At 71.3% G+C, this 20,806-nt stretch carries 19 protein-coding genes; 10 read left to right on the top strand and 9 right to left on the bottom strand.

The genetic code is table 11. The features are described from left to right. Positions 1 to 62: 62 nt before the first annotated feature. Positions 63 to 1,382: a gephyrin-like molybdotransferase Glp gene (glp, locus tag AB0C66_RS01940; protein ID WP_362431578.1), complete on the bottom strand. Its 1,320-nt coding sequence runs from the start codon at positions 1,380 to 1,382 to the stop codon at positions 63 to 65. Positions 1,383 to 1,386: 4 nt separating this feature from the next. Beyond that, entirely contained in the window at positions 1,387 to 2,289 is a 903-nt protein-coding gene (gene galU / locus AB0C66_RS01935; protein ID WP_362431576.1) for a UTP--glucose-1-phosphate uridylyltransferase GalU, read from the bottom strand. A gap of 85 nt (positions 2,290 to 2,374) precedes the next feature. Between galU and AB0C66_RS01930 the strand changes: the two genes are divergently transcribed. Then, complete coding sequence (locus AB0C66_RS01930) at positions 2,375 to 2,974, top strand: 5-formyltetrahydrofolate cyclo-ligase (protein WP_362433292.1); 600 nt, start codon at positions 2,375 to 2,377, stop codon at positions 2,972 to 2,974. 98 nt (positions 2,975 to 3,072) lie between these two features. Here AB0C66_RS01930 and AB0C66_RS01925 read toward each other — a convergent pair whose 3' ends face one another. After that, a complete protein-coding gene (locus AB0C66_RS01925) occupies positions 3,073 to 5,832 on the bottom strand; it encodes a penicillin acylase family protein (RefSeq protein ID WP_362431574.1) in 2,760 nt (919 codons plus the stop codon). Positions 5,833 to 6,085: 253 nt separating this feature from the next. Between AB0C66_RS01925 and AB0C66_RS01920 the strand changes: the two genes are divergently transcribed. From AB0C66_RS01920 to mscL, 5 genes are all read left to right on the top strand, one after another. Continuing rightward, the gene (locus AB0C66_RS01920) at positions 6,086 to 7,573 is read left to right on the top strand and encodes a potassium/proton antiporter (protein ID WP_362433289.1); all 1,488 of its coding nucleotides are present in this window, start codon (positions 6,086 to 6,088) and stop codon (positions 7,571 to 7,573) included. Positions 7,574 to 7,710: 137 nt separating this feature from the next. Beyond that, the gene (locus AB0C66_RS01915) at positions 7,711 to 8,073 is read left to right on the top strand and encodes an FmdB family zinc ribbon protein (protein ID WP_362431572.1); all 363 of its coding nucleotides are present in this window, start codon (positions 7,711 to 7,713) and stop codon (positions 8,071 to 8,073) included. Between the two features lie 146 nt (positions 8,074 to 8,219). Then, positions 8,220 to 9,068, top strand: coding sequence for an S-methyl-5'-thioadenosine phosphorylase (locus AB0C66_RS01910; protein ID WP_362431569.1), 849 nt, complete (start codon positions 8,220 to 8,222; stop codon positions 9,066 to 9,068). A gap of 234 nt (positions 9,069 to 9,302) precedes the next feature. Further along, entirely contained in the window at positions 9,303 to 9,956 is a 654-nt protein-coding gene (locus AB0C66_RS01905; RefSeq protein ID WP_362431567.1) for an RcpC/CpaB family pilus assembly protein, read from the top strand. 114 nt (positions 9,957 to 10,070) lie between these two features. After that, a complete protein-coding gene (gene mscL, locus AB0C66_RS01900) occupies positions 10,071 to 10,556 on the top strand; it encodes a large conductance mechanosensitive channel protein MscL (RefSeq protein ID WP_362431565.1) in 486 nt (161 codons plus the stop codon). Positions 10,557 to 10,563: 7 nt separating this feature from the next. Here the strand turns inward: mscL and AB0C66_RS01895 are convergent, their stop codons facing one another. Both AB0C66_RS01895 and AB0C66_RS01890 read right to left on the bottom strand, forming a co-directional pair. Continuing rightward, positions 10,564 to 10,752, bottom strand: coding sequence for a hypothetical protein (locus tag AB0C66_RS01895; protein WP_362431563.1), 189 nt, complete (start codon positions 10,750 to 10,752; stop codon positions 10,564 to 10,566). Positions 10,753 to 10,755: 3 nt separating this feature from the next. Further along, on the bottom strand, positions 10,756 to 11,298 hold the full coding sequence (locus tag AB0C66_RS01890; protein WP_362431561.1) for an AMP-binding protein: 543 nt from the start codon (positions 11,296 to 11,298) through the stop codon (positions 10,756 to 10,758). Between the two features lie 214 nt (positions 11,299 to 11,512). On the opposite strand from AB0C66_RS01890, the gene AB0C66_RS01885 reads away from it, so the two are divergent. Continuing rightward, positions 11,513 to 12,658, top strand: coding sequence for a P1 family peptidase (locus AB0C66_RS01885; protein WP_362431559.1), 1,146 nt, complete (start codon positions 11,513 to 11,515; stop codon positions 12,656 to 12,658). A gap of 50 nt (positions 12,659 to 12,708) precedes the next feature. Beyond that, on the top strand, positions 12,709 to 13,692 hold the full coding sequence (locus AB0C66_RS01880) for an FAD-dependent oxidoreductase (protein ID WP_362431556.1): 984 nt from the start codon (positions 12,709 to 12,711) through the stop codon (positions 13,690 to 13,692). A 7-nt stretch (positions 13,693 to 13,699) separates the two neighbouring features. Here AB0C66_RS01880 and AB0C66_RS01875 read toward each other — a convergent pair whose 3' ends face one another. From AB0C66_RS01875 to AB0C66_RS01865, 3 genes are all read right to left on the bottom strand, one after another. Beyond that, the gene (locus tag AB0C66_RS01875; RefSeq protein ID WP_362431553.1) at positions 13,700 to 15,994 is read right to left on the bottom strand and encodes a fructose-specific PTS transporter subunit EIIC; all 2,295 of its coding nucleotides are present in this window, start codon (positions 15,992 to 15,994) and stop codon (positions 13,700 to 13,702) included. A 96-nt stretch (positions 15,995 to 16,090) separates the two neighbouring features. Beyond that, positions 16,091 to 17,026 (bottom strand): 1-phosphofructokinase, encoded by a 936-nt coding sequence (pfkB, locus tag AB0C66_RS01870; protein ID WP_362431551.1) that lies wholly within the window; start codon positions 17,024 to 17,026, stop codon positions 16,091 to 16,093. Then, positions 17,023 to 17,784 carry a DeoR/GlpR family DNA-binding transcription regulator gene (locus AB0C66_RS01865; RefSeq protein ID WP_362431548.1) on the bottom strand — a complete coding sequence of 254 codons (762 nt, stop codon included), beginning with the start codon at positions 17,782 to 17,784 and terminating at the stop codon, positions 17,023 to 17,025. The genes pfkB and AB0C66_RS01865 overlap by 4 nt, the downstream gene beginning before the upstream one ends. A gap of 292 nt (positions 17,785 to 18,076) precedes the next feature. On the opposite strand from AB0C66_RS01865, the gene AB0C66_RS01860 reads away from it, so the two are divergent. Then, positions 18,077 to 18,814, top strand: a complete 738-nt coding sequence (locus AB0C66_RS01860) for an SDR family oxidoreductase (protein ID WP_362431546.1) — start codon at positions 18,077 to 18,079, stop codon at positions 18,812 to 18,814. A 144-nt stretch (positions 18,815 to 18,958) separates the two neighbouring features. Here the strand turns inward: AB0C66_RS01860 and AB0C66_RS01855 are convergent, their stop codons facing one another. After that, positions 18,959 to 19,960, bottom strand: coding sequence for a sigma-70 family RNA polymerase sigma factor (locus AB0C66_RS01855; protein WP_362431543.1), 1,002 nt, complete (start codon positions 19,958 to 19,960; stop codon positions 18,959 to 18,961). A 420-nt stretch (positions 19,961 to 20,380) separates the two neighbouring features. Here AB0C66_RS01855 and AB0C66_RS01850 point away from each other — a divergent pair, with 420 nt between their 5' ends. Further along, the gene (locus AB0C66_RS01850) at positions 20,381 to 20,788 is read left to right on the top strand and encodes a hypothetical protein (protein WP_362431541.1); all 408 of its coding nucleotides are present in this window, start codon (positions 20,381 to 20,383) and stop codon (positions 20,786 to 20,788) included. Positions 20,789 to 20,806: the final 18 nt, after the last annotated feature.

The following is a 20,806-nucleotide window of genomic DNA, read 5'->3' as shown; positions in this document are numbered from 1 at the left end:
GTTCTCCCGGTCCGGGCCGCGCGGCTCCTGTGGGACGACACCGTACCCGCCGTGACGACGTCCTAGGTGAGCAGGAGGACGTCCACTTCGGCGCCGGGGGCCACCGCGGTGGCCTCCTCAGGGACCACGATCAGCGCATTGGCCTGGGCCATGGCCTTGATCAGATGGGATGAAGCACCGCCCACAGGGGTGACGGTGCCCGGCTCCTCCCCCGCCGACGGCTCGTACCAGCCGCGCAGGAACTGACGCCTGCCCTCAGGGGAGGACTCGACGCCCCCGGGGCACACCGCCCGCAGGACGGGCCGGTGGACCCCGCCGCCACCGAGCATGGTGCGGATCACCGGCCGCACGAACAGCTCGAAGGAGACATACGAACTCACCGGATTCCCGGGGAGGGCGAGCAGCGGGGTGGCGTCCGGGCCGACGCGGCCGAAGCCCTGGGGCTTACCGGGCTGCATCGCCAGCTTGCGGAACCGGACCTCGTGCATCGCCTCCTTCACCACGTCGTACGCGCCGACGCTGACGCCGCCGCTGGTGACGACGATGTCGGCGCGCACCAACTGGTCCTCGACGGCGGAGCGGAGGGTGGCCGCGTCATCGGCGACGGCGCCGACCCGGTAGGCGATGGCACCGGCGTCCCGGGCGGCGGCGGTGAGCTGGTAGCTGTTGGAGTCGTGGATACGGCCGGGGCCCACCTCCTCGCCGGGCTGGACCAGCTCGCTGCCGGTGGACAGCACCACGACCCGCGGCCGCGGGCGGACCTTGACGGTGGCGCGGCCGACGGCGGCCAGCAGCCCGATCTGCGGCGGCCCGAGGACGGTGCCGGCGTGCAGCGCCAGCTCGCCCGCGCCCGCGTCGCTGCCCCGGGTGCGCACATGCTGGCCTTCCTCGGCCGGGCGGTAGACCCGCACCCTGCCGCTGCCGCCGTCCGGCCCGTCACCCCGCGCCCGCATAGAGGTGACCGGCCCGTTGTCCAAGCCGCCGTCGGTCCACTCCACGGGGACCACGGCCTGGCCGCCGGGCGGCATGGGAGCGCCGGTCATGATCCGGGCGGCCTCACCGGGACCCACGGCGGGCAGCTCACCGCTGCCCGCCGCGATGTCGCCGATGACGGTGAGCACCGCAGGGTGATCCCTCGTGGCCGCCGCGACATCAGCGGTCCGCACGGCGTAGCCGTCCATGGAGCTGTTGTCGAAGGGCGGGAGGGCGACGGGGACGGTGATGTCCTCGACCAGGACACAGCCCTGGGCGTCGAGCAGTTGCAGCTCGATGGGCTCCAGCGGATGGATGTGCCCGAGGATGTCGTCGAGGTGCTCGGACACCGTCCAGACACGGTCCTCGTCCGGGCGCTGCTCGGTGGCCCGTGCTGCGGTGCTGCTCAAGGTGCTACATCTCCTCGGTGACGTAACTGCGAAGCCAGTCCCGGAAGTCCGGGCCCAGGTCTTCACGTTCGCACGCGAGTCTGACAATGGCACGCAGATAGTCCCCACGGTCTCCTGTGTCGTACCGACGGCCCTTGAAGATCACACCATGGACCGGGCCGCCGAGGTCGGAATCGGCGGCCAGCGCCTGGAGGGCGTCGGTGAGCTGGATCTCGCCACCGCGCCCCGGCTCGGTCCTGCGGAGCACGTCGAAGACGGCCGGGTCCAGCACGTAGCGGCCGATGACGGCGTAGTTGCTGGGCGCGTCGGCGCGGTCCGGCTTCTCCACCAGACCGGTGACCTGGACGACCCCCTCGTCGACGGTCGGCTTGACGGCGGCGCAGCCGTAGAGGTGAATCTGGGCGGGATCCACCTCCATCAGGGCGATGACGCTGCCGCCGTGCTGCTCCTGCACCTCCACCATGCGGGACAGCAGCGGGTCACGGGCATCGATGAGATCGTCGCCGAGGAGGACGGCAAAGGGCTGGTCACCGACGTGCGGAGCGGCACACAGCACCGCGTGGCCAAGACCCCTGGGGTCGCCCTGGCGCACATAGTGCATGGTCGCGAGATCGCTGGACTCCTGGACGCGGGCGAGACGGGTTTCGTCCCCCTTGCGCGTCAGGGTCTCCTCGAGCTCATAGTTGCGGTCGAAGTGGTCCTCCAGCGGCCGCTTGTTACGGCCGGTGATCATGAGGACGTCGGAGAGACCGGCGGTGACGGCTTCCTCGACGACGTACTGGATCGCCGGCTTGTCGACGACCGGCAGCATCTCCTTGGGGGTGGCCTTGGTGGCCGGAAGAAAGCGGGTGCCCAGTCCCGCGGCGGGGATGACAGCCTTGCTGATCCGAGTACGCGATTGAGTCATGTACAGAACCCTATCTGGTGCCTTTGAGGCGGATGATGAGGATTCAGTGAATATGACATGAGACAGGAAGTTTGTGCACTCAGTGATCACGACCGACGGTAGTAAGCGCGAGTTGCGCCGGCGTCTCCTGGCGGTGAGATCCAGGTTGACCGCGGATGACATCGAGGCGGCCGCGGCCGCCCTGGCGTGTCGTGCGCTGGAGCTCCCGGAGCTGGCGGACGCGGGCACGGTGGCCGCCTATGTCTCCCTGGGCAGCGAGCCCGGTACGCACGCCCTGCGCGAGGCGCTGCGCGCCCGGGGCGTACGGGTGCTGCTGCCGGTCCTGCTGGCCGACAACGATCTCGACTGGGGCGAGGACGAGGGGCCGCAGCAGCTGGCGCCCGCCCGGCGCGGACTGCTGGAGCCGGTCGGGCCGCGGCTCGGACCGGAGGCGGTGACCGGAGCGGACGCCGTACTGCTCCCCGGGCTCGCGGTGGACCGGCGCGGCATGCGGCTGGGCCGCGGCGGCGGCTCGTACGACCGGGTGCTGGAGCGGCTGGCGCGCGCGGGGGCGGATCCGGCGCTGGTGGTGCTGCTCCACGACGGCGAGCTGCTGGAGGAGGTCCCCGAGGAGGCCCACGACCGCCCGGTGCACGCGGCGGTGACGCCCTCGGGGCTGCACCGCTTCACACCGCGGCCCCGCTGAGGGACGCCCGGAGGCGTCTCTCGGCGGGGCCGGGAGGGTCGGCGGGGCCGGAGGCCGCGATGACGGCGCGGACGCCGTGAGAGCGGCCACCGGACGCCTCAGGGGGTCAGCGCCAGCTCGTCGTCGGTCTGCTTGTCCACGGCGCTCTTGCTGAACGCCCAGGGCAACAGCTCGCCCTTGGCCCACTTCTCGGTCTGGTCCGTGTAGTGGGCGTGGTAGGCGTGGCCGGAGGCACCGGTGAGGTTGATCCAGCGTGACTTGTCGAGGTTGTCCAGGTTGACGACCATCCGCATCGACGGGACCCAGGTGACGCCGTAGCCGCCCGCCGCGTTCCAGCCGGTGGCGTTGACCGCGGCCTCGCCGCCGCCGAGGTTCCATGGGCCACGGTTGAGCAGCCACTGCACCACGCCGGGGCCCTCGGTGCCGAGGGTCTGGTTCTTCAGCGTCAGCCGGTGCAGCCGGCCCCAGCTCCAGCTGTTGATGTCCTTGCCCAGCTTGGCGGTGAGCTCCGAGCGCGCGTCCTTCATGGCGTTCTTCAGCAGCTCGTCACGGTTGTGCGAACCGGGGTCGAGCCGGGAGCCCGGCGACTTCCACCAATCGTTGCGCGGCTCCTTGAGGAGCTTGCGCACCACCTCGTACCAGCGGTCGCCGCCGTCGGGCTGGGCCATGTCCGGGTCGCGGGTGCCGCACTCGCGCACCAGCCGGGTGTTGCCGTCCAGATCCTCGGCCGGACCGGAGTCGTCGGCCGGGCGCACCCGCATGCACTGTCCCTTGACCCGGAGCTCCTTGGGGAGCTTGTTGCCGAAGGCGAGCATCAGGGTGTTGCGCCAGACGGCGTTGAAGTACGCGGCGGCGGCCGAGTCGGAGTCCTGGGTGTAGTCCCAGCCCTCCAGCAGCTTCTGGGCCTCGCCGACGTACTCGTCCTTGATGTCGATCTTCAGCAGATAGGGAGTCAGCAGCTTGGCGATCTCACTGCTGTCGTCCATCTGCATGGACTGCATGTCCTCGGTGGAGACCTTGCCGCCGTCCTTGATCTTGGACTCGATCAGATCGCTGATGCGCTGGCTGCGCGCGCCGTAACCCCAGTCCTCCGTCAGCAGGTAGGGGTACTTCCTCTTGTCGATGACGGCCTGGTTGGCGGTGACGATATAGCCGCGCTCGGGATTGAGCTCCCAGGGCAGCGCCGACTGCGGAACGTACTTGCTCCACTTGTAGCGCGAGTCCCAGCCGGGCGCCGGGTAGCGGCCGTCGCCCTTGGCGCGCACCGGGATCTTGCCGGGCGCCTGGTAGCCGATATTGCCCTTGGTGTCGGCGTAGATCAGGTTCTGCGAGGGCACCGCGAAGTCACGGGCGGCCTTGCGGAAGTCGGTGAAGTTCCGGGCGGTGTTGAGCCCGAAGACGGCGTCCATACTGTTGGACGGGGACAGCGCGGTCCACTTCAGGGCCACCGCGTAGCCGTCGCCGCGGTCGGGGGCCACACCGTCGCCTCCGCGGCCCACCGGGGCGTTTCTCCCGACCTCGGTGAGCTCGTCGTCGCGGTCGGAGACGATCGGTCCGTTGTTGCTGGTGCGGACGGTGATGGTGCGGCTCTTACCGCCCGCGACCTTGATGGTCTCGTCCCGGGTGGTGAAGGGGACCTGCTTGCCGTCGTAGAGGTAGCTGTCCGACGTGACCTTCTCCAGGTAGAGGTCGCTGACGTCGGCGCCCAGGTTGGTCATGCCCCAGCTGATGTTCTGGTTATGACCTATGACCACGCCCGGCATGCCCGAGAAGGTGAAGCCCGCCGTGTCGTACGGGCAGGCGCTGCTGACCTTCTTGCAGTGCAGGCCCATCTGGTACCAGACGGACGGCAGCTGTGGGGCGAGGTGCGGATCGTTGGCCAGCAGCGGCTTACCGGTGGTCGTGTGCTTGCCGTCGATCACCCAGGAGTTGGAGCCGATACCGGTGCCGTTCGGACCCAGCAGGGCCGGGATCTTGTCCAGGGTCTTGGAGAGCGAGGAGAGCCCGGTCTGGAGGCCCTGCGCGGCGCTCCCGGCGCCGGGCGCTGTGCCGGTACCGCTCCCGGTGGTCTCCGTGGAGGTCGCCTTGGGGTCGAACCTGTCGGTGGCCCGGTCGAGCGCGCCGTCCTGGACGATCGGCTTGTTCCGGTCGTACGGATACGACGGGTACAGGTCCTCTATCTGGTCCGGGTCCAGCCTGCTGGACGCCAGTGCGCGGTCCACCTCGTCCTGCATATTGCCGCGCAGGTCCCAGGCCATCGCCTTGAGCCAGGCGACCGAGTCGACCGGGCTCCACTTCTCCGGCTTGTAGCCCTCGTTCTTGAAGTCCAGGGCCGCGTATTCGACGGACAGTTCCTTGCCCGAGTGGTCCTTGAGGTACGCGTTGACCCCGTCGGAGTAGGACCGCAGATACTTCTTGGTGGCGGGCGACAGCTTGGTGTCGTACTCCTTCTTGGCCACCCGGTGCCAGCCCATGGTGCGCAGGAACGCGTCGGTCTCCACCTGGCCGGAACCGAACATCTCCGAAAGTCTGCCGGAGGTCATATGCCGGCGGACGTCCATCTCCCAGAAGCGGTCCTGGGCCTGGACGAACCCCTGGGCGCGGAACAGATCCTCGGGAGTGCTGGCGTAGATCTGAGGTATCCCGTAGCCGTCCCGTTTGACCTGGACGGGCCCCGAGAGCCCCTTCAGCTGAAGCGACCCCGTGGTCTCCGGGAACGAGGCACGCACGGTACTGATGCTCCAGTACGTGCCATAGCCGACGCCTCCGACGAGCAGCAGCACTACTGCGATCACGATCAGGCGGAGGCGTCGACTCTTCTTCTTTTTGGGAGAAGAGCCGGTCTTGTTGGCGGGCATCGCTGTCCTTCGAGGGGCAGGGTGGTCCTGGAGTGCTGGAGCAACCATAGGCGCAGCGCTGACTCCTCCCCTACGCGGAGTCAGGGCTGAGGCCGAGCACCGGCCGACGGGCCGGGTCATTACCGCCCGGCTCACCACCCGCACGGGAGGCGCGCGTCAAGAACCCGTAAAATGTTAGGTAAGGCAATGAAGTTCCGGTCGGCCGGGCGCCGCTGACGCGACCCCTGCCGCTCCCGCGAGAAAGGTTCGGCCCCTGACTGTTCACCACCTCAATGAACTGCTGCTGGTCTGCTCGCTCGTCCTCCTCATCGCGGTGGCGGCCGTAAGGATCTCCTCCCGCAGCGGCCTGCCCACCCTGCTGATCTATCTCGGGATCGGCGTGGCCATCGGCCAGGACGGTATCGGGATCAAATTCGACGACGCCGAGCTGACGCAGATCCTCGGCTATGCCGCCCTGGTCGTGATCCTTACCGAGGGCGGTCTCGGCACGAAGTGGCGGGAGATCAAGCCCGCCCTGCCGACGGCGGCGGCACTGTCCACCGTCGGCGTCGCGGTGAGCGTGGGGGTCACCGCGGCGGCCGCGCACTACGTAGTGGGACTGGACTGGCGGCAGGCGCTGATCATCGGCGCGGTGGTGTCGTCCACGGACGCGGCGGCGGTCTTCTCGGTACTGCGCAAGGTGCCGCTGCCCAAGAGGCTCACGGGCGCCCTGGAGGCCGAGTCGGGGTTCAACGACGCCCCGGTGGTGATCCTTGTGGTCGCCTTCTCCGCCCACGGCGCCATCGACTCCTGGTACGTCCTGATGGGCGAGATCGCCCTGGAGCTGGCGATCGGGGCGGTGGTCGGGCTCGCGATCGGCTGGCTCGGCGCGTACAGCCTGCGGCACGTGGCACTGCCCGCCTCCGGCCTCTACCCGATCGCGGTGATCGCCATCGCCGTGATCGCCTACGCGGCGGGCGCGCTGGCGCACGGCTCCGGTTTCCTCGCCGTCTATCTCGCCTCGCTCGTCCTGGGCAACGCCCGGCTGCCGCACTGGCCGGCGACGCGCGGCTTCGCCGAGGGGCTGGGCTGGATCGCCCAGATCGGCATGTTCGTCCTGCTCGGCCTGCTGGTGACACCGCACGAGCTGGCCGATGACATCTGGCCGGCGGTGGTCGTGGGGCTGGTGCTGACGGTGGTCGCCCGGCCGGTGTCGGTCCTGGTCAGCACGGCGCCGTTCCGGGTGCCGTGGCGGGAGAAGGCGCTGCTGTCCTGGGCCGGACTGCGCGGCGCGGTGCCCATTGTGCTGGCGACCATCCCGGTGGTCAGCGAGGTGCCCGACAGCCGCCGGATCTTCAACATCGTCTTTGTGCTGGTGATCATCTACACCCTGGTCCAGGGGCCGACGCTGCCCTGGCTGGCCACCCGGCTGCACCTGGGCGGACCGGACGAGGCGTCGGACCTCGGGATCGAGTCGGCGCCGCTGGAGCGGCTGCGCGGCCACCTGCTGTCGGTCACCATCCCCGGGGACTCCAAGATGCACGGGGTCGAGATCGGCGAGCTGCGGCTGCCGCCCGGGGCCGCGGTCACCCTGGTCGTCCGGGACAAGACCAGCTTTGTGCCCCTGCCCTCGACGGCACTGCGGCGCGGCGACGAACTGCTGGTGGTGGCCACGGACCCGGTGCGGGACGCGGCGGAGAAGCGGCTGCGGGCGGTGGGCCGCGGCGGCAAACTGGCGGGCTGGCTGGGGACGGGCGGCTGACGGAAGAGGAATCGGCCGGGGGCGGGGGCGCGTGGGATCGATCACCGTATGGCCCGAGCCAGTGGACTGATGGGCCGGAATACTGCACTATGGAGCGTCGTTAGCACTCATTGAGTGAGAGTGCCAGGAGGAAGTACGTGCCGACCTACCAGTACCAGTGCACCGCGTGCGGCGAGGGCCTCGAGGCGGTGCAGAAGTTCACCGACGACGCGCTCACCGAGTGCCCCAGCTGCCAGGGACGTCTGAAGAAGGTGTTCTCGGCGGTCGGCATTGTCTTCAAGGGCTCCGGCTTCTACCGGAACGACAGCCGCTCCTCCACCAGCAGCGCGAGCGGCGCCGCCACGAAGCCCGCGGCGAAGACCGACAGCGGCAGCTCGTCCTCGGACTCGTCGTCGTCCTCGGACTCGTCGTCCGGGTCGGGCTCGTCGTCCTCGACGTCGACTTCTTCGTCGTCCGGTTCGTCGAGCTCCTCGTCGAGCAGCGCGTCCTCGGCCGCCTGACTCCTTCTTCGCGACACCCCGCCGTCTCCGGGACGGCGGGGTGTCGTGCGTCGGGTCGCACGGGAGACGGCGGGGTGCTGGGCGCGGGGCGGTACGGGAGACGGCGGGGTGTCGTACCGGCGGACGCCGCTGGCTAGGGTGATCGCATGGTCGAGACCAGCAACAGGCAAGCAGACATAGGGGTCATCGGGGGTTCGGGGTTCTACTCGTTCCTCGACGATGTGACCGAGATCACCGTCGAGACTCCCTATGGGGCGCCGAGCGACGCACTCTTCGTCGGCGACGTGGCGGGACGGCAGGTCGCCTTCCTCCCCCGCCACGGCCGCAAGCACCATCTGCCGCCGCACCGGATCAACTACCGCGCCAACCTGTGGGCCCTGCGCTCGCTCGGTGTGCGGCAGGTGTTCGGACCGTGCGCGGTGGGCGGGCTGCGGCCGGAGTACGGACCGGGGACGCTGCTGGTGCCGGACCAGTTGGTGGACCGTACGAAGGGGCGCGTCCAGACCTACTTCGACGGTGAACCGCTTTCGGACGGCCGGATCCCGAACGTGGTGCATACGACCTTCGCCGACCCGTACTGCCCGGTGGGGCGGAAGGCCGCCGTCGAGGCGGCGCGCGCCCGCACCTGGGAGCCGGTGGACGGCGGGACGATGTGCGTGATCGAGGGGCCGCGCTTCTCCACCCGGGCGGAATCACGCTGGCATGCGGCGCAGGGCTGGTCGGTGGTGGGGATGACCGGCCATCCGGAGGCCGTGCTCGCCCGTGAACTGGGGCTCTGCTACACGTCGTTGTCGCTGGTGACCGATCTGGACGCGGGCGTGGAGACGGGTGAGGGGGTCACCCACACCGAGGTGCTGAAGGTGTTCGGCGAGAACGTGGGGCGGCTGCGCGAGGTGCTCTTCGACGCGGTGGCCAAGCTGCCGGAGAGCTCCGAGCGGGACTGTCTGTGCATCCACGCCCATGACGGCTGGGACCTGGGGATCGAACTGCCGTAGGGCGCCGGGCTCGGGTTGGCACGGGGCCTGGTGTGCGCTTGAGGTGGGCTCGGGCGGGCCCGGGGGTGAGCTTGGGCGGGCCTGGAGGTGAGTCGTCGCTCGAACGGGTGGCCGAGTTATGCACAGGCCGCTGGGCCGTCCACAGGCCCGAGCGGGTTCGGGCGAGGGCAGGCATCGTGAGGGGACCGGAAGCTCAGGACCCTTCACGAACGTCACGACAGGCGGTGATGTGCCATGTCCCATCCGTCCCCCGCACTCGCGTTACCCCGCTCCGCTCCCCCGCTGAGCACCGTTCCCCGCTTCGCCCCGGTCCGGGTCGGGCGGGACGGCGGCCATCGGCTGCGGCGGGCGGTGTGGCGACGCAGACGCCCGATGGCGGCGGGTCTGGCGCTGACCGCCGCGGCCCTCGCGGCGGCGGCACCCCCCGGCCAGGGGCACGGGGGCGGGGCACCCACGCCCGCGCCCTCCTCGGAGGACGGTGGGCGGGGCGGTGCCCCGCGGCCCGCCATGGTGGCGGCCCCGGTCCGGATCGCCGACGCCGCGGCGGTGGAGCTGCTGCACCCCGGCGACCGGGTGGATGTGCTGGCCATGCCCCTGCCGACCGCTGCTTCGGCGGCCGGTGGGCGCGGCGCCGCGGCACGGGTGGTCGCGCCCGGGGTGCGGGTCGCCCAGGTGCCCGGGGCCCGCGAGAGCGGAGCTCATGGCGGTCGGGCGGCGGACGCCGCCGGGGCGGACGAGGAGGCGGCTGACGACGGCGGGCTCTACGGGGCTGAGCCGCCGGACGACGGAGGGGCGCTGGTGGTGCTCACCGTGCCGCGCGCGGCGGCCGCGGCGCTGGCCGGTGCGGCGGCCACCTCCCGGCTGGCGGTGACGCTGTGCCCCTCCTGATGGCCCTGCCCGGGCTCTCGCCCCTGGTCCGCACCGGTGTAGGTTGCGGAACCGTCCGCTCCAGGACCGGTGCGGCGAAAGGCAGGACCGGTACGGCGAAAGAGAGGCTGTGGCTTGAGCGAGGAGAAAGTGCCCGAGGAGAAGCAGAGCGTCATAGAGGGCTTCAAGGCCTTCCTGATGCGCGGCAATGTGATCGACCTGGCTGTCGCGGTCGTCATCGGAGCCGCTTTCACCGCCGTGGTGAACTCCATCGTGAAGGGCTTGATCAATCCCATCGTCGGGGCCTTCGGCACAAAGGACCTCGAGAAGTACCGCTCGTGTCTGAAGGCACCCTGCGAGACGAACGCGGCGGGCGAGGTCGTCCACGGCATCCCCATCCTGTGGGGCACCGTGCTCTCGGCCGTGCTCACCTTCCTGATCACCGCGGCGGTGGTGTACTTCCTGATGGTGCTGCCGATGTCGCGCTATCTGGCGCGGAAGGCAGCCCGGGAGGCGAAGGCGGAGGAGGAGCAGGCCGCGGTGGAGGCCGCCGAGATCATCCTGCTGCGCGAGATCCGCGACGAGCTGGTGGCCCAGCGCGGCAGCGGCTCCAGCGCCTAGCTGCGCATCACAGGTGGTGGGGCGGTTTCTCGTCGAGGAACCGCGCCAGATCCGCTGCGCTGTCGGCGCCGTCGCCGCCAGGGGCCCGCTCGCCCCACCCGCGGTCCGTGTCGTCCGACGACTGCTGCGTCAGCGGATCACCGAAGGTCAGCGCGTCTGCCGGATCGCGCGGTCCGGAGGCAGGGGCGGTGCTCATGGTTCAAGAGTACGGCCGGGGCAGCGGTTCGGTGTACCGCCCCAGCTCCTCGTGCCACCACCGGTCCCGGCCGGTCTTCCAGGACACCGGGCGGGCCAGCCGGTGCACCACCAGCACCGACCGCACCTCAGGACAGCCGGCCAGCGCCCGGTCGACGACCTGCTTGAGCGGATTGTGCTCGCCGCAGCGCTGCTCACCGTCCGCGGTGACCACGACCCTGGCGCCCACCTGTTTTATCCGGTCACGCAGTTCATGCGGGCGTAGCCCCACCGGGAGGCTGACGCGGATGACGTCGAGGCGGCCGCAGGCGAGCGTGGCGATCACGGACTCGGGCACCAGGGGCAGATGGACCGCCACCCGGTCACCGGCGCGGACCCCGAGCCGGGTGAGGGCGGCCGCGGCCCTGGCAGCCTGGTCGAGCAGCTCCGCGTGGGTGAGCTCCTCGGTGCAGTCGGGCTCGCTGATCCAGCGGAGGGCCACCCGGGGGGCCTGCCTGGAGTCGGCGGCCAGTGTGGGGAGCACCTCCGTCCGAGAGGTACGGGGCACGTCGGTCTTCTTTCGAGCGGTTACGGACGGGATAGCGCTCAGAATGCTGGTGGGTCATCAACGTCTGATGAACGTCCTGTATATGACGGGGCATCGGCCCCGATCCCGCTCCGTGGCACCGCTGTTGGAGATATCCCCGGCAGCTCGGCGCGCGCCTCACTCTCCGACCATGCCATGGGCCATGCCGTGGCGTCCCGTGCTACGCATACCTTCCATGAATACCGACGGGACAACCCCCGGATCTCCCCGTACCGGACGGGCCGACGCGCTGACGGACGTCCACGGCCTGCGGGTCGGCCATGCCCAGCGCACCGGCGACGGCTGGCTGACCGGCACCACCGTGGTGCTGGCGCCCCCGGCGGGCGCGGTCGCCGCCGTCGATGTGCGGGGCGGCGGCCCCGGCACCCGGGAGACCGACGCCCTCGACCCGCGCAATCTCGTCCAGCGTGTCGATGCCGTGGTGCTGACCGGTGGCAGCGCCTTCGGTCTTGACAGTGCCTCGGGCGTGGCCGAGTGGCTGGAGGAGCAGGGCCGCGGCTTCCGGGTCGGCCCCGACCCGTCACAGGTCGTCCCGGTGGTTCCGGCCGCGGCTCTCTTCGACCTGGGCCGGGGCGGGGACTGGAAGGCCAGGCCGGGAGCGGCGCTGGGCCGGGAGGCGGTCGAGGCCGCGGCGGAATCGGAGCCGGGGGCAGTGGTCGCGCAGGGCGGCGTCGGAGCCGGTACAGGCGCGGTGGCCGGTGGGCTCAAGGGTGGTATCGGCTCGGCCTCCGTGGTGCTGCCGTCCGGGATCACGGTGGCCGCCCTGGCAGCGGTCAACGCGGTGGGCTCGGTGCTCGATCCGCGGACGGGCGCGCTGTACGGAGCGGCTTACGGGCCGTCGGCCGACGGCGGGCCGCACCCGCCGGGCGAGGCGGAGCACGCCGAGGCGCTGCGCAGACTGGAGGCGGCGCGCGCGGAGTCGGAGCGGCGCCAAGCGGCCTCGGTGCGGCCTCCGTTGAACACCACGCTGGCCGTGGTCGCCACCGACGCCGTCCTGACCCGCGCCCAGGCGCAGAAGCTGGCGGGCACCGCGCATGACGGTCTCGCGCGGGGGGTGCGGCCGGTGCATCTGCTCTCCGACGGGGACACCGTGTTCGCCCTGGCCACGGCAGATCGCCCGCTGCTGCCGGAGGGCAGCGAGGAGGGCGCGGATCCGGCGTTCGGGGTGCACCGGGAGAGCGGCGTGCTGAACGAGGTGCTGGCGGCCGGGGCGGATGTGCTGACGCGGGCGGTGGTCAAGGCGGTGCTGGCGGCGGAGGGCGTGGACGGACCGGGTGGTGTCTTCCCCGCGTACCGCGAGCTGTACGGAGCGGAGGGGTGAGCGAGCGATGAGGGAGCGGGTGACCGGGGCATGAGGGGGAGGCGACGGCCATGGATACCGATCTGCTGATCGTCGGGGGCGGGCCCGCGGGCTGCGCGGCCGCGGTGATGGCGGCGAGCGTCGGGATGCGCTCGGTGCTGGTGGAGTCTGGTCAGGCCCTGTGCGGTGGAGTGCGGCGCATCCCCGTGGTGCGCAACGTTCTCGGCTTCAGCTCCGGCCCGGGGCTGGCCGCGGCGATCGAGTCCGATGTGGCGCGCTGCGATCCCTGCCGGGTCGAGCTGGGGCGGCGTGTCGCACGGGTCGAAGCCTTTGACGACCAGGTGGCGATCACACTCGAGCCCACGACGGTCGCGGTGGGCGCCTCCCCGCCGCGGTACACGAGGGTCGATGCGGAGGTGACACGGCTGACGGCCCGCTATGCGGTCGTGGCCACGGGAGTGGGGCCGCTGGGGCCAGGGGACGCCAACTGGCTGAGCGGTGCCGGTGGCCGAGGGCTTCCTCCACTGTGGGAGGCGGATCCGGTGGAGCTGGCCGACCGCACCGTGCTGGTCCTGGGCGCGGACCGGCCGCTGGGCACCTGTGCGCGGGCCCATCCGGAGCTGAACGTCCGCTTCCTGGTCGCCCATCCGCCCGAGGACGCGTACAAGACGGAGGAGGTCGGGCAGGACCCGCGGGTGGAGCTGGTGGCGGTGCGGAGGCTGGAGTTGGCGACCGGGGGCGGGCCGCTCACCGCCGAGGCCCTCACCGTGGCGGGCGAGCGGCGCACCCTCACGGCCGACCGCGGATATCTCAACCTGGGCAGCGCACCGGCTGTCCCGCGAGGGGCCGTTGTCACCGACCGGTCCGGATACTGTCCGCCCGCGCGGCAGCACCCCCGGGTGTTCACCGCCGGTGATCTGAGGTCGGCCCGCTTCCAGCGGATCGCCACCGCCCTGGGGTCGGGCGGCGAGGCCGCGCTCGGCGCCTACTACGCCTCGCGCGGCCTGCCCATGGATCCGGGCGCGGTGGCGCCTGACCGGCCGGGGGGTGACTGAGATGCGGTCAGACCGCGACCGCCACCTTCGACTCATCGTCGGTGGCGCCCGGGACGGAGCCGGCGGCCGAGGCCGTGTCGGACGTCGGCCGTGCGGTCTTCCGGAGCCCCTTGAGGAAGATGACCAGTCCGGCCGAGACCGCCGTGCCCGCCACGATGGCCAGCAGGTAGAGGAAGGGCTGACCGATCAGCGGGACCACGAAGATGCCGCCGTGCGGGGCGCGCAGAGTGCAGTCGAAGGCCATCGACAGCGCGCCGGTGACCGCGCCGCCCACCATGGCCGAGGGGATGACGCGCAGCGGGTCCGCCGCGGCGAAGGGGATCGCGCCCTCGCTGATGAAGGAGGCTCCCAGCACCCAGGCGGCCTTGCCGTTCTCCCGCTCCGCCTTGGTGAACAGCCGTCCGCGCACGGTGGTGGCCAGTGCCATCGCCAGCGGCGGGACCATCCCGGCCGCCATCACCGTGGCCATGATCTTGAGGCTGCCGGTGGTGGGGTCGGAGGCGGCGATACCGCCCGTGGCGAAGGCGTAGGCGACCTTGTTTACCGGGCCGCCCAGGTCGAAGCACATCATCAGGCCCAGGACCACGCCGAGGATCACCGCGTTGGCACCGGAGAGGCTGTTGAGCCAGTCGGTCATGGCCTTCTGCGCGGAGGCGATCGGCTTGCCGATCACCACGAACATCAGGAATCCGACGATCGCCGACGAGATCAGCGGAATCACGACCACCGGCATGATGCCGCGCAGCGCGGCGGGCACCGAGAACCGCTGGATGGCCATCACCACCGCACCCGCGATCAGACCCGCGACGAGGCCGCCGAGGAATCCGGCCTTGATGGTGGTCGCGATGTACCCACCGACGAAGCCGGGGACCAGACCGGGCCGGTCGGCCATGCCGTAGGCGATGTACCCCGCCAGGACCGGCACCAGGAAGGTGAACGCGGCGCCGCCGACCTGGAAGAGCAGCGCCGCCCAGCTGGCCGCCTCGGTCCAGACGAAGTGGTCGGCCACCGATGTGGCGCCGGCGATCTCGTAGCCGCCGATCGCGAAGGCGAGAGCGATCAGCAGTCCGCCCGCGGCCACGAACGGGACCATGTAACTCACGCCGGTCATCAGCCACTTGCGCAGCCGGGTGCCGAAACCGTCACCGGCGGCGGCGCCCGCGTCCATCGGGGCCGAGCCGTCCTCCGTACCGTCGGCCGGTGCGCTCGTCTCGCCGCGCGCGGCCTTCCCACGTGCCTCGGCGACCAGTTCCGCCGGGCGGTTGATGCCCGCCTTCACCCCGACGTCCACGGTCGGCTTCCCTGCGAACCGGCCCTTGTCCCGTACCTCCACGTCATGCGCGAAGATCACCGCGTCGGCGGCGGCGATCGTGGCGGCCGGGAGCTTGTCGAATCCGGCGGAGCCCTGGGTTTCGACCACGAGCTCGACGCCCGCCTCGGCGGCGGCCCGCTCCAGCGACTCGGCGGCCATGTAGGTGTGGGCGATCCCGGTGGGGCACGAGGTGACGGCCACGATCCGGAAGGGGCCCGTCGACGCCAGCGGCGTCGCGGTCGCCTCCGCGATTTCGGCCGCCCGCGCCGCGTCGGTCGCCTCCGCCCGGTCGGTGGACCGCACCGTGGCCGTAGACCGCGCCGCGCCGGACTCCTGTGCCGTATCGGCCTTGGAGCGGCCAGTGTCGGACTTCTGGACCGCGTCACCCACCCGCACCGTATCGGTGGCCCGCACCGCGTCGACCGCCCCCACCGTGTCAGTGGCCCGCGCCGTATCGGCCGCCCGCGCCGCGTCGGTGGCCGCCACCGCGTCGGACTCCTGGGGCGTATCCGCCGTGGCACGGGTCGCGGCCTCGGGGGCCGCCGCCCGCTCGTCGCCGCGGACCAGGGCGGCCACCCGCTCCGGCTCGTCCGCGGAGCGCAGCGCCTCGGTGAACGAGGGGTCCATCAGCGAGCGGGCGAGGCCGGACAGGATGGTCAGATGGTCGCTGTCCGCCCCGGCGGGGGCCGCGATCAGGAAGATCAGATCGGCCGGTCCATCCGCCGCGCCGAAGTCGATTCGGGCGGCGCTGCGCCCGAAGGCGAGCGTGGGCTCGGTGACATGTGCGCTGCGGCAGTGGGGTATGCCGATGCCGCCGTCCAGGCCGGTCGGCATCTGTTCCTCGCGGGCCGCCACATCGGCGAGAAAGCCGTCGAGGTCGGTGACCCGGCCGGCCGCGGCCATCCGTTCGGCGAGCGACCGGGCGGCGGCTTCCTTGGTGTCGGCGGACAGGTCAAGGTCGACCAGATCCGCGGTGATCAGCTCACTCATCTCGCGGCTCCCTTGGGTGCGGTTCCGCCCGGTGTCGGGGAGAGGCGGAACGGGATGGGGACGGGGGGTGGGAGGGGGACGGGCCGGTCACACGGGCTACGTGAGCGCGCGGTCCAGCGGGACGTCCTCCGTGATCATCACGGTGGACGGGTCGAGGTCGGCCGGGACCGGCATGGCACTGCCCGGCAGCTGCACGGCGGCCGCGCCATGGGCCACCGCCGCGGCGAGCGCGGTGGATCCGGCGCCGCCCGCCGCGAGGAATCCGGCGAGCGAGGCATCCCCCGCGCCGACGTTGCTGCGGACGGTGGCGACGCGGGCCGCTCCGAAGTAGGTGCCGGTCTCGTCGACCAGCAGCTGCCCGTCCGCGCCGAGGCTGGCCAGGACGGCGCGGGCGCCGAGACCGCGCAGTTCCTCGGCCGCCTTGACCGCCTCGCCGACCGTGGCCAGCGGGCGGCCCACGGCCTGGGCCAGTTCCTCGGCGTTGGGCTTCACCACGTCCGGGCGTTCGCGCAGCGCCGCGGTCAGCGAGGGACCGGAGGTGTCCAGGGCGATCCGGGCGCCCGCCCGGTGGGCGCGGGCGACGAGTTGGGCGTACCACCCGGGGGCGAGCCCGCGGGGAAGGCTGCCGCAGCAGGCGATCCAGTCGGCGTCGGCGCTCCTGGTCCGGACGGCCTCGAGCACCGCCTCCGCCTCGGTGCCGCTCAGTTCGGGACCACCCGCGTTGACCTTGGTGAGGGTGCCGTCCGGTTCCGCGACGGCGACATTGACCCGGGTCGAGCCCGCCACGGGCACACCCGCCGCCTCGATGCCCAACTCCCCGAGCAGCCGCGCCAGCAGCGCGCCCTCCGGTCCGCCCAGCGGCAGCACGGCGACCGTGCGCCGCCCGGCGGCGGCCACCGCGCGGGAGACGTTCACGCCCTTGCCGCCGGGGTCGACCCGGTCGGTGCCGGCGCGCAGCACGGCGCCGCGCTCCAGCGCCGGGACCTCGTAGGTGCGGTCCAGGCTGGGGTTGGGGGTAACGGTGAGGATCACGCGCGGGCCACTTCCGTGCCCTGGTGCTCGATGGCGAGGGCGTCCTGCGGGCTCAGCCCGGTGTCCGTGATCAGCAGATCGACATGGCCGAGGTCGCCGAAGCGGGCGAAGTGCTCCTGGCCGAACTTGGCGGAGTCCGCCAGCAGGACGACCCGCCGGGCGGCGGCGATCATGGCGCGTTTGACGGCGGCCTCCGCGAGGTCGGGGGTGGTCAGCCCGCCGTCGAGCGTGAAGCCGTTCGTGGCCAGGAAGAGCACATCGGCCTTGATCTCGCCGTAGCCGCGCAGCGCCCAGGCGTCCACGGCGGCGCGGGTGCGGTGCCGGACCCTGCCGCCGACGAGGTGCAGGGCGATTCCGGGGTGGTCGGCGAGGCGGGCCGCGATCGGCAGGGCGTGGGTGACCACGGTGAGTCCGGCCTCCAGCGGAAAGGCGGCGGCGAACCGGGCCGCGGTCGAGCCCGCGTCGATGATCACGCTGCCGTCGGAGGGCAGTTCGGCGAGGGCGGCCCGCGCGATGCGGTCCTTCTCGTCGGCGGCGGTGCCCTCGCGCTCGGCGAGATCGGGCTCGAAGTCGAGGCGTCCGGCCGGGATGGCGCCCCCGTGCACCCGGCGGACGAGCCCCGCCCGGTCCAGCGCCCGCAGATCGCGCCGTACGGTCTCGGCGGTGACCTGGAACTCCTCGGCGAGGGACAGGACATCCACCCGACCGCTCTCGCGGGCGAGCCGGAGGATCTCCTGCTGCCGCTCCGGTGCGTACATGTGGGTTTACGCCCCTTCGATGCCCGAACCTGTGATTTCGCGGCCAGATTACGGTGCCACTTCCGGAAAGTAAACAGACTCGGGCATCAAACAGACTCGCCCGGACACCGCTACTCCACCCCATGGGTTCCGTCCGGACCCGGGCTTCCGCCCCCGGCATCGCGCCCAGCACCGTGTCCGAATGCCGCCGGACTTCTTCCGCACGGACGCCCAGGATCGAGTCATGTCCCCCGGGATCACCTCAAACCGGGGATCTCACCACATTCACGTCCAGATCATTCATGGAGCGGATATGACACTCGACGGCAAGGCGGCCCTGGTCACCGGCGGCAGCCGCGGTATCGGAAGGGCCGTGGCGCTCCGGCTCGCCGAGGACGGCGCCGATGTCGCGCTGACCTATCACTCCCAGGCCGAGCGTGCGGCGGATGTCGTCGACCAGATCAAGGCGCTGGGCCGCCGGGCCTGGGCCGTACGGGCCGACAGCGCCGACGCCGCCGCGGTGCGCGACGCCGTCGCGGGGGCCGCCGCCGCGTTCGGGCGGCTGGACATCCTGGTCAACAACGCGGGCGTCGGGGCCCTCGGCCCGATCGGCGATCTCTCCCTCGAGGACGTCGACCGCGTTCTCGCCGTCAATGTGCGGGCGCCACTCCTCATGGCCCAGGCGGCACTGGAGCGGCTGTCCGACGGCGGGCGGATCATCAACATCGGCAGCTGCTTGGCCGAGCGCTCGGTCTTCGCGGGCGGCAGCCTCTACGCCACCAGCAAGACCGCGCTGACCGGCCTCACCAAGGCGCTGGCCCGTGAGCTCGGCCCCCGCGGCATCACGGTCAACCTGGTGCACCCCGGTCCGATCGACACCGATATGAACCCGGCCGACGGCGAGAGCGCCGCGATGCAGAGCGGTCTGACCTCCCTGGGCCGCTACGGACAGCCGTCGGAGATCGCCGCGACCGTGGCCCATCTCGCGGGCGACGACGGCCACTACATCAGTGGGGCGTCGATCTCCGTGGACGGAGGTTTCGCCGCCTGATCACAAGCGGGGGGCGGGGGGACGGGGGACGGAGTGAGCCCCGGCGCCGGGGGGGGAAGGGCGCCGGGGCTCGGTCTATGGGGTTGAAGGAATCATCCAGCGGATCCCCAGCTGGGATCCGGCGGATCCTCGGCCGCGGCCGACTCACGCCGCGGCGTCGAAACCGGTCTGGCGGGCCATCTTCTTCAGCTCGAGCAGCGCGTGCTTCTCGATCTGACGGATCCGCTCACGCGTCAGCCCGTGCTGCTTGCCGACCTCCGTGAGCGTGCGCTCCCGGCCGTCGTCGATGCCGTAACGCGCCTTGATGATCGAGGCGGTGCGGTCGTCGAGGCGGCCGATGAGGTCCTCCAGCTCCTCGCTCCGCAGCAGCGTCATCACCGACTGCTCGGGCGAGACCGCGGAGGTGTCCTCCAGCAGATCGCCGAACTGGGTCTCCCCCTCGTCGTCCACCGACATGTTCAGACTGACCGGATCACGGGCCCAGTCGAGCACATCCGAGACCCGCTCCATCGTGGAACCGAGCTCCTTGGCGATCTCCGCGTGCTCCGGCTCCCGGCCGTGCTCACGGTTGAACTCCCGCTGGACCCGGCGGATCCGGCCGAGCTCCTCGACCAGGTGGACGGGCAGCCGGATCGTACGGGACTGGTCCGCGATCGAGCGGGTGATGGCCTGACGGATCCACCAGGTGGCATACGTCGAGAACTTGAAGCCCTTCGTGTAGTCGAACTTCTCCACCGCGCGCACCAGGCCCGCGTTTCCCTCCTGGATCAGATCGAGGAGGGGCAGCCCACTGCGTGGATAGCGGCGGGCCACCGCCACGACCAGGCGCAGGTTGGACCGGATGAAGACGTCCTTGGCGCGGGCACCCTCGGTGGCGATCGCATCCAGCTCCTCACGGCTCGCACCGGCGGCTTCGGCGTCTTCCACCTCCCCGTCCAGAATCTGCTGGGCGTAGACGCCCGCCTCGATGGACTGGGACAGCTCGACCTCCTTCGCCGCGTCCAGCAGCGGAGTGCGAGCGATCTCGTCGAGATACATGCCGACCAGGTCGCGATCGGCGATTTCCCCGCCTGAGGCGCGAACACTGTTGGCCCCATCAGCGCCACCACTGGCGGACTGATGACGGGCGACGGCACGGGTTGCCATGCGTGCTCCCTTACAGATGGATCGGGCGCGGACTATGGACGGACCTGCCCCTGCCGGGTGCCCCGTCCGATGGAAACAACGACTGGAATCCGGACAGAATTCCCAACCTGCGCTCACCTTTTTACGATCATGCAGTATCCTGTCCCGCCACAGACGCGTCAGCGTGGCGTCGGATCACCGGGAAGCGCAGGTCAGGGCCTCGAACGCCGCGTCCGCGGCTGCCCTCCCACCCTTCAGGACGAATTCCACGGGTTTACGGTTGCCCGAAATGGCCGCCGACGGGCCAGGTCGTACACGAACGGGCCGCGGACGATGTGCCAGCGGACCGGAGCGGTGCGCTCCGGGGCCCGAGTTGCCGGTGGTGAGACGCGGGTGTGCGCTGGAAGGGACCGGTCCGGCGGGCGATGAGGAGGTCCTGCCATGAACGCCCCTGCCGCCATCACCGCACGCGAGCAGCGCCACTCCCGGCTCCATCTGCCCATGCACCCCTCCGCCTCCTGGATGGCCCCGGTCATCCTGGGGATCCTGATCGGCGGCTGGGCGATCTTCATCGATCACAACCAGGGCTCCTCCATCCCCGCGGCCTTCGTCCTCGGCATCGTGGCGGCGATCGTCTTCGGGGCGGTCTGCTACGGCGTCGGCAGAGTGCAGTCGAAGGTGCTGCCGGAGGTCCGGGCGGCGCTCTACGGCACGGTCTTCGGCTGCGCGATCGGCTTCCTCTACAACATCAGCGGCGCCTCGAACTACCGGGCCTCGGGGATGGGGCTCGGGGTGGGACTGGCCATGGGGGTCGCGGCGTTCTACGTCTTCCATGTGCACGACGACTGAGCAGTCAGGCGATCGAGC

The organism is Streptomyces sp. NPDC048636, assembly GCF_040650655.1.
GTDB lineage: Bacteria > Actinomycetota > Actinomycetes > Streptomycetales > Streptomycetaceae > Streptomyces.
This window is presented reverse-complemented; position numbering and strand designations above follow the sequence as displayed.

What these genes read in the sequence shown, in the direction of transcription:
- galU (WP_362431576.1), bottom strand. Translation starts at nt 2,289, where the DNA reads ATGACTCAATCGCGTACTCGGATCAGCAAGGCTGTCATCCCCGCCGCG.
- AB0C66_RS01925 (WP_362431574.1), bottom strand. Translation starts at nt 5,832, where the DNA reads ATGCCCGCCAACAAGACCGGCTCTTCTCCCAAAAAGAAGAAGAGTCGA.
- AB0C66_RS01910 (WP_362431569.1), top strand. Translation starts at nt 8,220, where the DNA reads ATGGTCGAGACCAGCAACAGGCAAGCAGACATAGGGGTCATCGGGGGT.
- AB0C66_RS01905 (WP_362431567.1), top strand. Translation starts at nt 9,303, where the DNA reads ATGTCCCATCCGTCCCCCGCACTCGCGTTACCCCGCTCCGCTCCCCCG.
- AB0C66_RS01895 (WP_362431563.1), bottom strand. Translation starts at nt 10,752, where the DNA reads ATGAGCACCGCCCCTGCCTCCGGACCGCGCGATCCGGCAGACGCGCTG.
- AB0C66_RS01885 (WP_362431559.1), top strand. Translation starts at nt 11,513, where the DNA reads ATGAATACCGACGGGACAACCCCCGGATCTCCCCGTACCGGACGGGCC.
- AB0C66_RS01880 (WP_362431556.1), top strand. Translation starts at nt 12,709, where the DNA reads ATGGATACCGATCTGCTGATCGTCGGGGGCGGGCCCGCGGGCTGCGCG.
- AB0C66_RS01875 (WP_362431553.1), bottom strand. Translation starts at nt 15,994, where the DNA reads ATGAGTGAGCTGATCACCGCGGATCTGGTCGACCTTGACCTGTCCGCC.
- AB0C66_RS01865 (WP_362431548.1), bottom strand. Translation starts at nt 17,784, where the DNA reads ATGTACGCACCGGAGCGGCAGCAGGAGATCCTCCGGCTCGCCCGCGAG.
- AB0C66_RS01860 (WP_362431546.1), top strand. Translation starts at nt 18,077, where the DNA reads ATGACACTCGACGGCAAGGCGGCCCTGGTCACCGGCGGCAGCCGCGGT.
- AB0C66_RS01855 (WP_362431543.1), bottom strand. Translation starts at nt 19,960, where the DNA reads ATGGCAACCCGTGCCGTCGCCCGTCATCAGTCCGCCAGTGGTGGCGCT.
- AB0C66_RS01850 (WP_362431541.1), top strand. Translation starts at nt 20,381, where the DNA reads ATGAACGCCCCTGCCGCCATCACCGCACGCGAGCAGCGCCACTCCCGG.